We start from the raw sequence: 13,197 nt of genomic DNA, 5'->3' as shown, positions 1-13,197 counted from the left end.
TTAATCTAAAGTTAATCATATGTTATCAAAAAATCAATTAGGCTTTTTTTACATGTTTATATCGGTATGTGCATTTTCACTTATGGATGTGATTGTTAAATGGTCTGAGGATTATCCCGTTGGACAAGTATTATTTTTCAGAGGATTTTGTGGAATAATTCCTATTTTATTTCTTATTCCTAAAGATAGATATTTAGATTTTTACAAAACAACTAGACCATTTCTTCATTTTAAAAGATGTCTAGCAGGATTAATTGCTTTGGTTTCTATATTTATAGCATTAAGAAATTTGCCTTTAGCAACAGTGGTAAGTATTTCATTTGCGGCACCAATATTTATAACAATATTTTCAATTTTTTTACTAAAAGAGAAAGTTGGTATTTATCGATGGTTAGCAGTTTTAGTAGGATTTGTTGGTATAATTTTCATCACTGAACCAGGTTTTAGCTCTTTGAATTTATATTATATTTATCCAATAATTTTTTGCTTAGGCTTATCTTATGTAGCTATTGCTATAAGAAAATTATCATCAACCGAGCCTGCTTGGTTAATTAGTTTTTTCTTTTCATTCTCAATAATGCTTCTAAGTTTTTTATCTTTTTATCAGGGATGGATCTTGCCAAGTTTAGTTGATTTATTTTTGCTATCTATGGTTGGTATATTAGGTGGTCTAGCAAATTTATGGTTGTCACAATCTTACAAATATTCAGAAGTAAGTTTAGTTTCCCCTTTAAAATATCTTGGATTGGTCTTTGCTATAATATTTGGATATTTTATTTGGAACGAAATACCAACTTCTAAAACATTATTAGGTGCCCTATTAGTTATAGTTTCATCTATTATTATATTTAGAAGAGAGATGTATTTAAAAAAAAAGCTATCTGTTTCACGCCATGAGTAAAACCCCATCATATTGGAATAAAGCAAAAAAATATTTGTCGAAAAAAGATAAAATCATGTCCTCTTTGATTAAAAAATATAAATCCCCCTCAGAGACAGTGCTAACTTCAAGAAAAGATGTTTTTTTCTCTCTTTGTAAAAGTATAATTGGACAACAAATTAGTGTAGCTGCTGCTAATTCGGTTTTTTTAAAATTTAAGAAAAAATGTAAAAATAAAATTAACGCAAAAACAGTAAGCAAGCTGTCTACTATTCAGCTCAAAAGTTGTGGTCTAAGTAGACAGAAAGTGAAAGGTATAAAAAGTTTAGCTCAAAAAATATTAAGTAAAGATTTTAATCCAAGACTTATTTCAAAAATGTCTGATGAAGATGCCATAATTTATCTTTCTCAATTAAGACAAATTGGAAGATGGTCAGCAGAAATGATTTTATTATTTACTTATAATCGTCCTAATATTTGGCCAATTCAGGATATTGGTTTATTAAGAGCTATTTCAAAAAATTTTAATAAAAAATATCTACCACCAGAAAGTTACGTTAAATATTTAAACAAAAAATTTTCACCCTATTGTTCAGTTGCAACTTGGTACTTATGGAGAAGTATAGATCCTGAGCCTATACAGTACTAAATTTCTATATCAATCTATCCATTCTCTGTATTGTTCTATATTATCAGTTAAAAATTTAGGTAAATTTTGTATCGGATAATTTTCTAATTTGTTCCCACCTAATTTATTTTGTCTTTGATCAGCTGATAAATTATAAACTGCAACTTTATCTTTTATTATTTGATCAATTTGATCGGTAGTTAATGGATTTCTATCAAATTCAATATGATGAAGATATGATTTTAATTTATGTTTTATTTCTTCAGCTGTTTTTAAGTTGGTAAAATGCCATCCACCATTTTTAATTATCTTACAATTAATAAATTTTTTTTCAGAAAAAAATGCATCTAACCTATAAAATGGGTATTTACGATCTTTTATATTTCTTAACCACTGAGGATTTTTAAAATATTTCTTTCTACAGCCCCTTGACCCTTTCCATGATAAGTTAGGTAATTTTAAATTAAATTTGTAATAAAACATATCTTGTTCAAACAAAAAAATTTTTTGATTTATTTGATTAAAATCTAAATCATTTAGGTTTGGTATTTCGTCTACATCTGAAATTAAAATAATATCTTCGCTTTCAGCACTTTTTAAACCTTTTTCAATGAAATTTCTTTGACCATTTTCCCTAAAAATTGCATTCATAATCAATTTTCTTGATTTCTCTTTTTCGGTATCATTTGTATTGATACTTTCAATATTTTCTGGGACTTGATCATAAATAAGATAAATGATTTTATCTTTAAATTGTTCAAACTTATTTTGATTAAATTTTAATTCTCTCTTTTCTCCACGATGAGTGAATGTACTCTCCACGATTACAAAATAATCAACGTATTTGTTTAAAATATTTAGCCTAAGATCTAAAATCATTTCCTCGTCAAAATACATAAAACAATCAAATATCTTCATGCTCTTAATTTATAAATTTTAAATTTATTATCTTACATTCCCTCAAAAATTATGTGTTCTCTAGTAGCATTATTTTCCAAATGTTTTCTAGCTTCAACATACTCTTCAGAATTGTAACAATTTTTTGCTGTTTCAATATCTGGAAATTCTGCAAGAGCTACTCTGACCATTTCCCTACCTTCCAAAGTTACATTATTTGCACTTCTTGCTATTATTTTTCCAGAATATTTTTCAACCGCTTCTTTAGCTTTAACGGCATATTTTTTAAGTCTTTCGTCATCTTTTATTTCAGTATAATTTGCAATCCAATAAGCTTTCATAATTCTCCTTTTTAAATTTTTTTAATTATGATACCAAATTTATGTGAAAAAATTATTTTTAAATTTCTTTGGTACATCATTATTTTTGATATTTTTATCATTAACCCACGTTAATGCTGATGAATTGTTTAATAAGGGAAAAGAAGTTTTTCTGGGAACTGGAAATTGTGCAGCATGCCATATGCTCTCAGATGCTGGATCGAACGCAATGGTTGGTCCAAATTTAAATGAAATTAGACCTGATATTCAAAGAATTATAATGGCAGTTAGAAACGGTATAGGAGTAATGCCCGCAATGGAGGGTATACTAACTGATGAGGAAATAGAAGCAGTTGCTCACTATACTTCTATAGCTGCGGAACAATAATAAAAATTTTAACTATAATTTTTTATCCAATGTTTAGCTATATCTACTCTCTTGCAGATCCAAATATCCTTAAATTTTGTGATGTAATTCAAAAATTTTTTAAGAGACTGTATTCTACCAGGTCTTCCAATTAATCTACAATGCAAGCCGACTGACATCATCTTTGGTGAAGTTTTTCCTTCCTCATAAAGGGCATCAAAACTATCTTTTAAATAATTATAAAATTGTTCACCCGAATTAAACCCTTGATTGGTTGCAAACCTCATATCATTGTTATCAAGTGTATAAGGAACCATTAGCTGTTTTTTATTTCCTTTTTTTATCCAATAAGGAAGGTCATCACTGTATGTATCGCTACAGTATAAAAAACTACCATTATCAATTACTAAATCTAGAGTATTTTCACTACATCTACCAGTGTACCAACCAGCAGGTTGATTACCAAAAATCTTTTTTATGGATTTTACTGCAAGCTTCATATCATTCTTTTCTTTTTTCTTTGATACATTTTGATAGTCAATCCATCTCCACCCATGACTAGCAACTTCATAATTTGCTTTCTTTATAGCCGAACAAACTTCTTTATTTCTTTCCAATGCCATACCGACTCCAAAAATAGTAAGTGGAATTTTCTTTTTATTAAATAGATCATGAATTCTCCAAAAACCTCTTCTAGATCCATATTCATAAATTGATTCCATATTTAAGTGTCGACCTTTAATTGGTTTTGCTCCTATAATTTCTGATAAAAATACTTCTGAAGTTTTATCACCATGAAGAGTACAATTTTCTGCTCCCTCCTCGTAATTAAGCACAAATTGCAAAGCCAACTTAGCATTACCAGGCCATTTTACCTTAACTTTTTTGGAACCATATCCCACTAAATCTCTTGGGTATTTTTTTTTCATTTTTTCAAAATAATTTTATCTTTTTTAAATTTATAAATAACAAGATTGTTTCCTTTTCCTTTTCTATCAACAATTAGAAAATTCATATTTTTCATAGAAATTAATGGAAAGTGCCAAATACCAGCATTGTAATTAACCCCAGTTTGTTTTGGGACTAAAAAGGATTGGATTTTATTTACATCCGGCTTATCTCCTTTTGGTGCTACAAATACTAAAAACTTTGTATCTTCCATTGGTATAAAGGCTTGGCTTCCTAAAGGATGTTTTTCCATCATATCAATTTTCATAGGAAACCTTCTTTTTTTTGCTTTAAAAATACTAACAATTGCTTTCCCTTTGTTTTTTGATGCATCTACGTTTATCAAATTATCAAATCTTTTTGCATAGCCATCATTAATATTTATAGGATTTTTTTTTGATGTATCTATTAATTGACCAAATTTAGAAAAATTTTTTTTAGTAATTTTTTTTGCTTTTATTATTTTCATCTTACAAAATTTCCGAATGCTCTTATTCTTGAAATTCCACCGTCTGGATAGATATTTATTCTAAGATAATTTTCCTTAATTCTCTTAATTAAGAATTTTTTAAAAACATGTTTCTTGTGAGCTGACAGTTTTGACTTATTTAAAATAAATTTCCAATTTTTTGAATTATTGACAATTGATTTATTGGACAGATCTTTTAAAATGCTTGCAGTTTGAATTGAACAACTGTCGGGATAGTTTCCTTTAAAATGATGGGTATCTATCTCTAGTTTTTTTATTAATCCTGGTTTTCCAAATTTTATTATAAGCCAATCAAAGTTTTTTCCTCTACTTCTTCTTGTTTCCCAACCATCTCCCATATTTTTTCCTTTACCAGGTGCTATGATATTTTCAGCCCTGCCGAAATGTTCATTATTACAACCAATAATTGATGCTCCATTTAAAACAGATGTAAGGTTGATAGTTTTGTTATTTAAAAAGTTTTTCTCCATTTCAATTTTTCCATAAAGCCTTAGTCTTGCAACTCCACCATCTGGAAAAATGTTTAGTCTTATATAATTAAAAACAGATTTGTTCTTTGATTTGAAGCCATGGTTTTGGCTTGGCCCAAGTTTTTTTTTGCCCAATAAAGAAATCCATTTTGTTTTATTATTAGGCTTTGTTTTACTTAAGCAACCCTCTAAAGAAGCATGTGTAGGCTGATTTCCATTGAAGTGTGTTGTGTCAATGTCTATATCAAATATCTTTCCAGGTTTACCAAGTTTTAAAATTAAATAATCAAAACCTTTTGATCTTCTTCTCCTTGTTTCCCATCCATCCATCCATTTACCATGTTTGTCAAATAGTCCATCTTTAAAAACTGGAGTTTCGACGCTTAATATTCTATGAGCGGCTGCAAAAAAATCATCAGTCTTAAATATAACTTTAGATCCAATTCTTGGATCTGCTAAGTTAATCATTTTTGCACTTATAAATTTTTTCATTTTTTGTTTATTTCATTCAAACGAAAGGTTGCGATTTTTTTTACTTGTTTTTTTGCTTCAAGGAATTCACTTTCTACATCACTTTGTATTCTTTGTCTAAAATTATTCAAAATTTCATTTTTATCTTTACCTTTTACGGCAATTATAAAAGGAAAATTAAACTTTTTTTTATATTCTGCATTTAATTTTTTAAATTCCTCATATTCATCATTAGAACATTGGTTTAATTTTGCAGAGGCTTGTTCTGATATAGATTCAGAGGTCATTTTTTTTGCTACAGCAAGCTCAGGATGTGCATTTAAAATCTCTAAAATTTTATTGTTTTCGTAATTTTCATAAATATCAAGCATTTTAAACACAATATCTTCGAAGTTTTTAAATGGTCTTGACTCAAAAGCTTCCATAGCAACTGATTCAGTTTTTTCAAAAACATTACCAAATACAGACAAAAAATCAGACTTGTTAAGATCGTTAATGTTATCTATTGTTCTCATATAACTTTAAATAATTTAAGTTTGAAATTAAATGATACTATAATTTTATGACAAAGCTCACAACTCATGTTTTAGATGTGTATTCTGGTAAACCTGGCAAAGGTATCTTAGTTGAGTTATTTTATATTAATAATTCAGAACGAAAAAAATTAACGTCAACAAAACTCAATGAAGATGGTAGAGCTAATTCACCATTAGCAGAGGGAGATGTTTTTATTAAGGGTAAATATGAATTAGTTTTTCATATTGGTGATTATTTTAAAAATACATCTTCAGCTAGTGATGTACCATTCTTGGATGATGTTGTTATCAGATTTGGTATTTCAGATCCTTCGCAGCATTATCATGTTCCTTTACTTGTTTCACCTTGGAGTTATTCTACTTATAGAGGTAGTTAAGTGATATCGAGTTCTGTTAAATTTTTATTAAATGACAAGCTTATAGTAATCAAAAATCCAGATCCAAACCAAACATTACTTAATTATATTAGAACTGAATTAAAAAAGACTGGAACTAAAGAGGGATGTTCAGAGGGTGGCTGTGGCGCATGTACAATTGTTTTAGGTGAATTAGTCGATAATAAAATCGAATATAAAGCAATTAATTCTTGCATTTCATTTGTACCATCATTGAATGGTAAGCAACTTATAATTGTTGAAGATTTAGTTTCTCAAAATGGAAAACTTCATCCAGTGCAAGATGCGATGGTTAAATTTCATGGTTCCCAATGTGGTTTCTGCACCCCAGGATTTGTTATGTCTTTATTTTCAATGTTTAAAAATAACAAAAAACTTAGTAATGAATTAATAACAGATTCTATATCAGGTAATTTATGTCGTTGTACTGGTTATAGACCTATAATGGATGCGGCCAAAAGTTTAAATAAGATAAACAAAAATGATCAATTTTCTAAAAATAAAAATAAAGTTATTCAGCAATTAAAAAAAATTAAACCAAAAAATGTTTATATTAAAAAAGATGATAAAATCTATTTTTCACCAAAAAATATTAAAGATTTAAAAGGTATAATTAAAAAACATTCTAAGTTTAGTTTTCTTGCTGGTGGAACTGACTTATCTTTAAAAGTTACAAAAGAAAGAAAAGAAATTCCTTTTATAATTGATTTAAAAGAAATTAATGAATTAGATTTTATAAAAGTAAGTAAAAATTATTTAGAAGTTGGTTCCGCTACACCATTAATAAAATTTGAAAAAGAAATTAAAAAATATTATCCAGATTTTTATTCGGTTCTAAAAAGATATGGATCTGTTCAAATTCGAAATGTTGGAACTATAGGTGGCAATATTGCAACTGCATCTCCAATTGGCGACTCACTGCCAATTCTATTATCTTTAAATGCAGAAGTTTTAATTGAAAGTTTTAATAAAAGAAAAGTATTACCTTTAAATCATTTTTTTCTTGATTACAGAAAAACTAAATTAAAAAACAATGAATTTATACACTCAATAAAAATACCATTATTTAAGAAAAATATTTTTAAGGCATTTAAGATCTCAAAAAGATTTGATGATGATATTTCATCTGTTTGTGGATCTTTTAATTTTGAGATTAATAATAATAAAATTAAGGAGGTTTATATTGCATATGGAGGTATGGCTGCTGTGCCAAAAAGAGCTAAAACATGTGAAAAAATTCTTAAAAATAAACCTCTTACCATCAACACTTTTGATCAAGCAAAAAAATATTTAGAAAAAGATTTAAGTCCTATTGGAGACATGAGAGCTAGTAAAGAATACAGACTAGAGATAGCAAAAAATTTATTGATGAAATGTTTTGTAGAAATAAATTCTAATAAGTTATCAAGAGTAAATTAAATGAGCAAAGAGAACTATATTGAGGAAATAAGACCACATGATAGTGCGTATAAACATGTGAGTGGATATGCAGAGTATACCGATGATATTAATGAGCCAAAAAACACAATTTATGGCGCTATTGGTTTAAGTAAAAAAGCTCATGCAATAATCAAAAAAATAGACCTCACTGAAGTAAAAAAAAGTGATGGAGTAATATCGGTAGTTACTCAAAGAGACATCCCTGGTAGGAATGACGTAGGTCCTGTTTTTGAAGGTGATCCAATCTTTCCAGAAAAAAAAGTAGAGTTTTTTGGTCAGCCTTTATTTGCTGTAGCTGCTACAACCACAGAACTTGCTAGAAAGGCAGTATTAAAAGCTAAAGTTACCTATAAAGATTTAAAACCAATTATTACAATAAAAGAAGCTTTAAATAAGAAGCAATTCCTATTTAAACCTAGAAAAGTTAAAAAAGGCAACCCTTCTAAAAAAATAAAAAATTCAAAAAATAATTTAAAAGGAAATTTTACAACTGGAAGCCAAGAGCACTTCTATCTAGAAGGCCAGGCAGCTTTCGTTGTTCCTAAGGAAGATGATAATTTTTTAGTTTATAGTTCAACACAACATCCATCAGAAACTCAACAATTAATTGCAAAAATGTTTAATCAAAAAAGTAATTCAATAAATGTAGAAGTTAGAAGAATTGGAGGTGGGTTTGGGGGAAAAGAAACAAATTTCATGACAGCGTGTATTTGTGCGTTGTTGGCAAAAAAATCAGGACAGCCAGTCAAACTAAGATTAGATAGAGATGATGATATAATATTGACTGGTAAAAGACATGAATTTTTATCTGAATATGAAGTTGGTTTTAATGATGAAGGAATTATTGAAGGATTAAAAATAAACTTATCCTCAAATTGTGGAATGTCACCCGATTTATCAGCTGCAATAAACGAGAGAGCTTTGCTTCATGTGGACAATGCATATTACATTTCAGATATCGAGGTAACAAATAATTTATGTAAAACAAATATTCCAACATCAACTGCATTTAGAGGCTTTGGTGGAAATCAAGGGATGATGGCTATAGAGAATATTATAGACAATATCGCAAGGTACTTAAAAAAAGATCCTATAGAAGTCAGAAAGAAAAATTTTTATCAAAAAGATAAAAGGAATGTAACTCATTATGGAATGACAGTTGAAGATAATGTTATTAATGAAATATTTAAAAAATTAGAAAATAAATCTAATTATAAGAAAAGATATTCCGATATAAGAAAATTTAATGAAAAAAATAAATTTAAAAAGAAGGGTATAGCTATTACACCTTTAAAATTTGGTATTTCATTTACTACAATTCATTTAAATCAAGCTGGAGCCTTAGTTCATATTTACACAGATGGAAGTGTTCATTTGAATCATGGAGGAATTGAAATGGGTCAGGGGACTCACACAAAGATTGCTCAGTTAGTGGCAAATTCTTTGGGATTACCATATAATTTAGTTCATATCTCATCAACAAATACAGCCAAGGTTCCAAATACTTCAGCTAGCGCCGCTTCGTCAACTACAGACCTTAATGGAGCAGCAGCTCTAAATGCAGTAGCTAAAATTAAATTAAATTTAGAAAAATTTATTAAGAAAAAATATAAGATCTACAATCAAGAGGCAGTATATAAAGATCAATATATAATATTTGGAAACAGACAATTTGAATTTAAAAGCATTATTCAAGAGGCATATTTAAATAGAATATCTCTTTCATCATCAGGTTTCTATTCAACACCAAAAATTAATTTTGATAAAAAAAAATTTAGAGGTAGACCTTTTTATTACTTTTGTTATGGGGCAGCTGTTTCGGAAGTAACTGTAGATACATTAACGGGTGAAAATATATTGGAAAGAGTGGATATCTTACACGATGCCGGCAAACCAATAAATCCAGCACTAGAACTAGGTCAGATTGAGGGCGGTTTTGTGCAAGGACAGGGATGGCTGACAATAGAGGAATTAAAGTGGAAGTCAGATGGTCAGATTACAACTTTTTCTCCATCGACTTACAAAATACCTGCAGTAAGTGATATTCCAAAAAAATTTAATGTAGAAATTTTTAAAGAGGGATTAAATAAAGAAAAAGTTGTTAATAAAGCAAAAACAACTGGTGAGCCCCCTTTGATGCTAGCTATGAGTGTTTTTTATGCAATTAAAGACGCAGTTGCTTCGATTGGAAATTACCAGTTTGCACCAGAACTTAATGCACCGGCAACACCTGAAAGAATTTTAATGAGTATCAACAAAATTAAAAATTTAAATGGAAGATAAAAAAAAATTTATGGCAAGGGCCATTGAACTATCAATTAATAGCGCGAATACTATTGGAGGTCCCTTTGGAAGCGTTATAGTTAAGAATGACAAGATTATTGCAGAGGGTTCTAATAAAGTTACTTCTTCAAATGATCCAACTGCACATGGAGAAATAGTAGCAATTCGAGAAGCCTGTCAAAATTTAAATACTTTCGATCTTTCTGGATGTGAGATTTATACATCTTGTGAACCTTGCCCGATGTGTCTTTCAGCAATTTATTGGTCAAGATTAGATAAAATATATTATGCAAACACTAGAGAAGATGCAAAAAATATAGATTTCGATGACTCTTTTATTTATACAGAAATTCCGAAAAAAATAGATGATAGGAAAATTAAAATGGTACAAATGCTTAGAGATGAAGCTTTAAAAGCATTTGAAATTTGGGATAAAAAAGTAGATAAAATTAAATATTGATGGAATTTTTACCTTATACAATAAAATGGTTAGAGGTTATTTTAAGATGGGGCCATGTATTATTTGCAATATTATGGGTAGGTAATAGTTTTTTATTTAATTATTTAGATAATAATTTAAATAAAAATGTAACAAGCGATGATGTCGATGGAGAAGGATATCTGATGCATTCTGGTTTTTTTTATAAACTTTCAAGGTTAAAAACTTCACCACCACAGGATTATTTAAATAGATTAGTAATTTTTAAATGGCAAAGTTACTTAACTTTTGTAACTGGAATGTTGCTCTTAGTTGTGATTTACTATTATAACGCTGGTGTATTAATGGTTGATAAGCGTGTTCTGTTAATACCCCCTAGTTATGCAATTATTATCTCACTTTTATCGTTGATTATTTCTTGGTTTGTTTACGATCTTTTATGTAAATCAAAATTAATTGAGAATAATATTTTATTTATATCCACGGGAATAATTTTGCTGGCAGTTGTATCATTTGGACTTACAAAATTATTTGGACCAAAATTTGCAATTTTAAGTGTTGGATTAATAATTGGATCCAATATGTTTGGCAATGTTTTCACGGTAATCATCCCTAATCAAATGAATATAATTAGTAGCAGCGAAAGAGGTGAAAAATTTGATATGAGTTTGTCTTTAGCAGCTAAACAAAGATCAATTCACAATAATTATTCAACTTTTTTAGTTTTGTTTATAATGCTTTCTGGGCATTCGAGCTTTTTAGTTTATCACCAATATAATTGGTTAATATTATGTGTGATTGCTGTTATTTCTGGAGTAGCAAGACATTATTTTAATTTAAGAGGAAGAAACATTCATAGGTTGTATATTTTAATTTCTTCAATAATAGCACTTATCGTTCTTGCAGTTTTAGTTTTATTATTTAAATAACTAGATATAAAAAATTATGTCTGAAAAAATGATTGTTAGCTGGGACGAGTATAATAAAACTGTTGAGAAACTAGCAATCCAAATTGATGAGAGCGGATATAAACCAACAATACTAGTTGGTATCATGCGTGGAGCAGCGCCGATGATAGATGTTTTAAGTAGAATTTTTAAATTAAAATGTGCGTATCTTGCAGTTGAGTCTTACAGTGGTAAGGGAGTAGAGGATGAGCAAGGTGATATTGTGTTTTCAAGAGAAATGAGTTCGATAGCACCTAATATGGGTGGAAAAATACTTTTATGTGATGATTTATCTGACACAGGAATCACTTTTAACAAAAGTATAGATTGGTTAAAAAAATACGAACCCATTAAGGATAAAATAGAAGACATTAAAACCGCAACATTATTTAAAAAAAAGAAATCAACATTTGAGCCAGACTTTTGTGCAAATAGACTTCCTGATAATCCTTGGATAGTACAGCCCTTCGAAATTTATGAAGAATTAAGGATTGAAGAAATCAAAAAAAAACATCAGACATAAAAAAGGCCAGTTAAAAAACCGGCCTTTTAAAATTTTTAAATGAAAACTGGTTACTTAGGTATATCTCCTTCAACACCTTTAACGTAAGTCATCATTCCTGCAAGCATTCCATCATCTGCAGTTTTTCCTTCTGCTACCATTAAATTACCTTTCTGGTCATAAATTGGTCCCGTGAAAGAATGAACTTTACCAGATGCTAAATCTGCTTGAAGTTTTTTAACTTTTGATCTCAGGTCAGCTGGCATTTGTGAATCTAAATCTGATATCACCACCATACCGTCTCCAATACCATGCCAAGTATCTTTTTGGCTCCATGTACCGTTCGCTACAGCTTTAACTCTGTCTACGTAATATGGGCCCCAATTGTTTTCAACTGAAGTCAGTACAGCTTTAGGAGCAAACTTATCCATATCACTTGCTTGTCCAAAAGCATATACTCCAGCTTTTTCAGCTATTTGAACAATAGCAGTACTATCTGTATGTTGAGCAATTACATCAGCACCCTGATCAATTAAAGCTTTTGCTGCCTCTGCTTCTTTACCTGGATCATACCAAGTGAAAGCCCAAACTATTTTAGTTTTAATATTTGGGTTAACTTTTTGAGCTGCTAAAGTAAATGAATTGATACCTCTGATAACTTCAGGAATTGGAAAAGATGCAACATAACCAATAACATTTGATTTTGTCATAGTTCCAGCAATTGTTCCTAAGATAGTTCTACCTTCGTAGAATCTAGCTGCGTATGTAGAAACATTTGGATGTTCTCTTTTATATCCAGTAGCATGTTCAAATTTTACATTTGGAAACTCTTTTGCAACTTTGTTAGTTGGATTCATATATCCAAAGCTAGTTGTAAAGATAACGTCATGACCAGAGTTAGCTAATTGTCTAAGAACCCTCTCAGCATCAGCACTTTCTGGAACACCTTCTACGTAAGTTGTTTTAAATCCGGCAGCTTCAACAGCTTTTCTACCTACATCATGCTGATATGTCCATCCATGGTCACCAGTTGGACCAATATAAACAAATGCTGCTTTAACATCTTTGGCAACTGCAGCTACAGTTAATGTAAATATTAAAACTAAAGAAGAGACGAAAGAACGAATTAAAAATTTATGCATAAATTTATTTCCCCTTTTGATTTTTTAATAAAATTAAATTTA

General features: G+C 29.3%; 16 protein-coding genes. 9 read left to right on the top strand and 7 right to left on the bottom strand.

The window, feature by feature from the left end:
* The first annotated feature begins 19 nt into the window (after positions 1-19).
* Both AMN88_RS04235 and AMN88_RS04230 read left to right on the top strand, forming a co-directional pair.
* Positions 20-901 (top strand): DMT family transporter, encoded by an 882-nt coding sequence (locus tag AMN88_RS04235; RefSeq protein WP_075536565.1) that lies wholly within the window; start codon positions 20-22, stop codon positions 899-901.
* Positions 894-1,529 (top strand): DNA-3-methyladenine glycosylase family protein, encoded by a 636-nt coding sequence (locus tag AMN88_RS04230; protein ID WP_075536564.1) that lies wholly within the window; start codon positions 894-896, stop codon positions 1,527-1,529. The genes AMN88_RS04235 and AMN88_RS04230 overlap by 8 nt, the downstream gene beginning before the upstream one ends.
* A 9-nt stretch (positions 1,530-1,538) precedes the next feature.
* Here AMN88_RS04230 and AMN88_RS04225 read toward each other — a convergent pair whose 3' ends face one another.
* Both AMN88_RS04225 and AMN88_RS04220 read right to left on the bottom strand, forming a co-directional pair.
* Entirely contained in the window at positions 1,539-2,426 is an 888-nt protein-coding gene (locus tag AMN88_RS04225; RefSeq protein ID WP_075536563.1) for a glycosyltransferase family 17 protein, read from the bottom strand.
* A 32-nt stretch (positions 2,427-2,458) separates the two neighbouring features.
* Positions 2,459-2,746: a DUF1330 domain-containing protein gene (locus AMN88_RS04220; RefSeq protein ID WP_075536562.1), complete on the bottom strand. Its 288-nt coding sequence runs from the start codon at positions 2,744-2,746 to the stop codon at positions 2,459-2,461.
* 43 nt (positions 2,747-2,789) lie between these two features.
* Here AMN88_RS04220 and AMN88_RS04215 point away from each other — a divergent pair, with 43 nt between their 5' ends.
* On the top strand, positions 2,790-3,113 hold the full coding sequence (locus tag AMN88_RS04215) for a c-type cytochrome (protein WP_218836662.1): 324 nt from the start codon (positions 2,790-2,792) through the stop codon (positions 3,111-3,113).
* A gap of 8 nt (positions 3,114-3,121) precedes the next feature.
* Here AMN88_RS04215 and puuE read toward each other — a convergent pair whose 3' ends face one another.
* From puuE to uraD, 4 genes are read right to left on the bottom strand one after another with little or no spacing between them, the layout of a single operon-like run.
* Positions 3,122-4,021: an allantoinase PuuE gene (gene puuE / locus AMN88_RS04210; RefSeq protein ID WP_075536561.1), complete on the bottom strand. Its 900-nt coding sequence runs from the start codon at positions 4,019-4,021 to the stop codon at positions 3,122-3,124.
* Entirely contained in the window at positions 4,018-4,509 is a 492-nt protein-coding gene (locus AMN88_RS04205; protein WP_075536560.1) for an ureidoglycolate lyase, read from the bottom strand. Before AMN88_RS04205 ends, puuE begins: the two co-directional genes overlap by 4 nt.
* The gene (gene alc / locus AMN88_RS04200; protein WP_075536559.1) at positions 4,506-5,492 is read right to left on the bottom strand and encodes an allantoicase; all 987 of its coding nucleotides are present in this window, start codon (positions 5,490-5,492) and stop codon (positions 4,506-4,508) included. Before alc ends, AMN88_RS04205 begins: the two co-directional genes overlap by 4 nt.
* Complete coding sequence (uraD, locus tag AMN88_RS04195; protein ID WP_075536558.1) at positions 5,489-5,986, bottom strand: 2-oxo-4-hydroxy-4-carboxy-5-ureidoimidazoline decarboxylase; 498 nt, start codon at positions 5,984-5,986, stop codon at positions 5,489-5,491. The genes alc and uraD overlap by 4 nt, the downstream gene beginning before the upstream one ends.
* A gap of 47 nt (positions 5,987-6,033) precedes the next feature.
* Between uraD and uraH the strand changes: the two genes are divergently transcribed.
* From uraH to AMN88_RS04165, 6 genes are read left to right on the top strand one after another with little or no spacing between them, the layout of a single operon-like run.
* On the top strand, positions 6,034-6,384 hold the full coding sequence (gene uraH, locus AMN88_RS04190; protein WP_075536557.1) for a hydroxyisourate hydrolase: 351 nt from the start codon (positions 6,034-6,036) through the stop codon (positions 6,382-6,384).
* Positions 6,385-7,821: a xanthine dehydrogenase small subunit gene (gene xdhA, locus AMN88_RS04185; RefSeq protein WP_075536556.1), complete on the top strand. Its 1,437-nt coding sequence runs from the start codon at positions 6,385-6,387 to the stop codon at positions 7,819-7,821. It abuts the gene before it with no gap.
* Positions 7,822-10,125 (top strand): xanthine dehydrogenase molybdopterin binding subunit, encoded by a 2,304-nt coding sequence (gene xdhB, locus AMN88_RS04180; protein WP_075536555.1) that lies wholly within the window; start codon positions 7,822-7,824, stop codon positions 10,123-10,125.
* Positions 10,115-10,585: a nucleoside deaminase gene (locus AMN88_RS04175; RefSeq protein WP_075536554.1), complete on the top strand. Its 471-nt coding sequence runs from the start codon at positions 10,115-10,117 to the stop codon at positions 10,583-10,585. The genes xdhB and AMN88_RS04175 overlap by 11 nt, the downstream gene beginning before the upstream one ends.
* Positions 10,585-11,493: a urate hydroxylase PuuD gene (locus tag AMN88_RS04170; protein WP_075536553.1), complete on the top strand. Its 909-nt coding sequence runs from the start codon at positions 10,585-10,587 to the stop codon at positions 11,491-11,493. The genes AMN88_RS04175 and AMN88_RS04170 overlap by 1 nt, the downstream gene beginning before the upstream one ends.
* Before the next feature lie 16 nt (positions 11,494-11,509).
* Positions 11,510-12,034 (top strand): phosphoribosyltransferase, encoded by a 525-nt coding sequence (locus tag AMN88_RS04165; RefSeq protein ID WP_075536552.1) that lies wholly within the window; start codon positions 11,510-11,512, stop codon positions 12,032-12,034.
* Positions 12,035-12,084: 50 nt separating this feature from the next.
* On the opposite strand, the gene AMN88_RS04160 is transcribed toward AMN88_RS04165, so the two are convergent.
* Complete coding sequence (locus AMN88_RS04160; RefSeq protein ID WP_102133245.1) at positions 12,085-13,155, bottom strand: BMP family ABC transporter substrate-binding protein; 1,071 nt, start codon at positions 13,153-13,155, stop codon at positions 12,085-12,087.
* Between the last annotated feature and the right edge of the window lie 42 nt (positions 13,156-13,197).

Origin of the sequence: Candidatus Pelagibacter communis, assembly GCF_001180165.1 — a bacterium.
Classification (GTDB): domain Bacteria; phylum Pseudomonadota; class Alphaproteobacteria; order Pelagibacterales; family Pelagibacteraceae; genus Pelagibacter; species Pelagibacter ubique_P.
The sequence above is the reverse complement of the archived record's forward strand: the minus strand, read 5'-3'. Positions and strand labels throughout refer to the sequence as shown.

Bases quoted from the DNA above. Each gene is read 5' to 3' on its own strand.
- puuE (WP_075536561.1), bottom strand. From the start codon at position 4,021: ATGAAAAAAAAATACCCAAGAGATTTAGTGGGATATGGTTCCAAAAAA.
- AMN88_RS04230 (WP_075536564.1), top strand. From the start codon at position 894: ATGAGTAAAACCCCATCATATTGGAATAAAGCAAAAAAATATTTGTCG.
- AMN88_RS04220 (WP_075536562.1), bottom strand. From the start codon at position 2,746: ATGAAAGCTTATTGGATTGCAAATTATACTGAAATAAAAGATGACGAA.
- AMN88_RS04175 (WP_075536554.1), top strand. From the start codon at position 10,115: ATGGAAGATAAAAAAAAATTTATGGCAAGGGCCATTGAACTATCAATT.
- AMN88_RS04160 (WP_102133245.1), bottom strand. From the start codon at position 13,155: ATGCATAAATTTTTAATTCGTTCTTTCGTCTCTTCTTTAGTTTTAATA.
- AMN88_RS04170 (WP_075536553.1), top strand. From the start codon at position 10,585: ATGGAATTTTTACCTTATACAATAAAATGGTTAGAGGTTATTTTAAGA.
- AMN88_RS04165 (WP_075536552.1), top strand. From the start codon at position 11,510: ATGTCTGAAAAAATGATTGTTAGCTGGGACGAGTATAATAAAACTGTT.
- AMN88_RS04225 (WP_075536563.1), bottom strand. From the start codon at position 2,426: ATGAAGATATTTGATTGTTTTATGTATTTTGACGAGGAAATGATTTTA.
- AMN88_RS04235 (WP_075536565.1), top strand. From the start codon at position 20: ATGTTATCAAAAAATCAATTAGGCTTTTTTTACATGTTTATATCGGTA.
- uraH (WP_075536557.1), top strand. From the start codon at position 6,034: ATGACAAAGCTCACAACTCATGTTTTAGATGTGTATTCTGGTAAACCT.
- xdhB (WP_075536555.1), top strand. From the start codon at position 7,822: ATGAGCAAAGAGAACTATATTGAGGAAATAAGACCACATGATAGTGCG.
- alc (WP_075536559.1), bottom strand. From the start codon at position 5,492: ATGAAAAAATTTATAAGTGCAAAAATGATTAACTTAGCAGATCCAAGA.
- uraD (WP_075536558.1), bottom strand. From the start codon at position 5,986: ATGAGAACAATAGATAACATTAACGATCTTAACAAGTCTGATTTTTTG.
- AMN88_RS04205 (WP_075536560.1), bottom strand. From the start codon at position 4,509: ATGAAAATAATAAAAGCAAAAAAAATTACTAAAAAAAATTTTTCTAAA.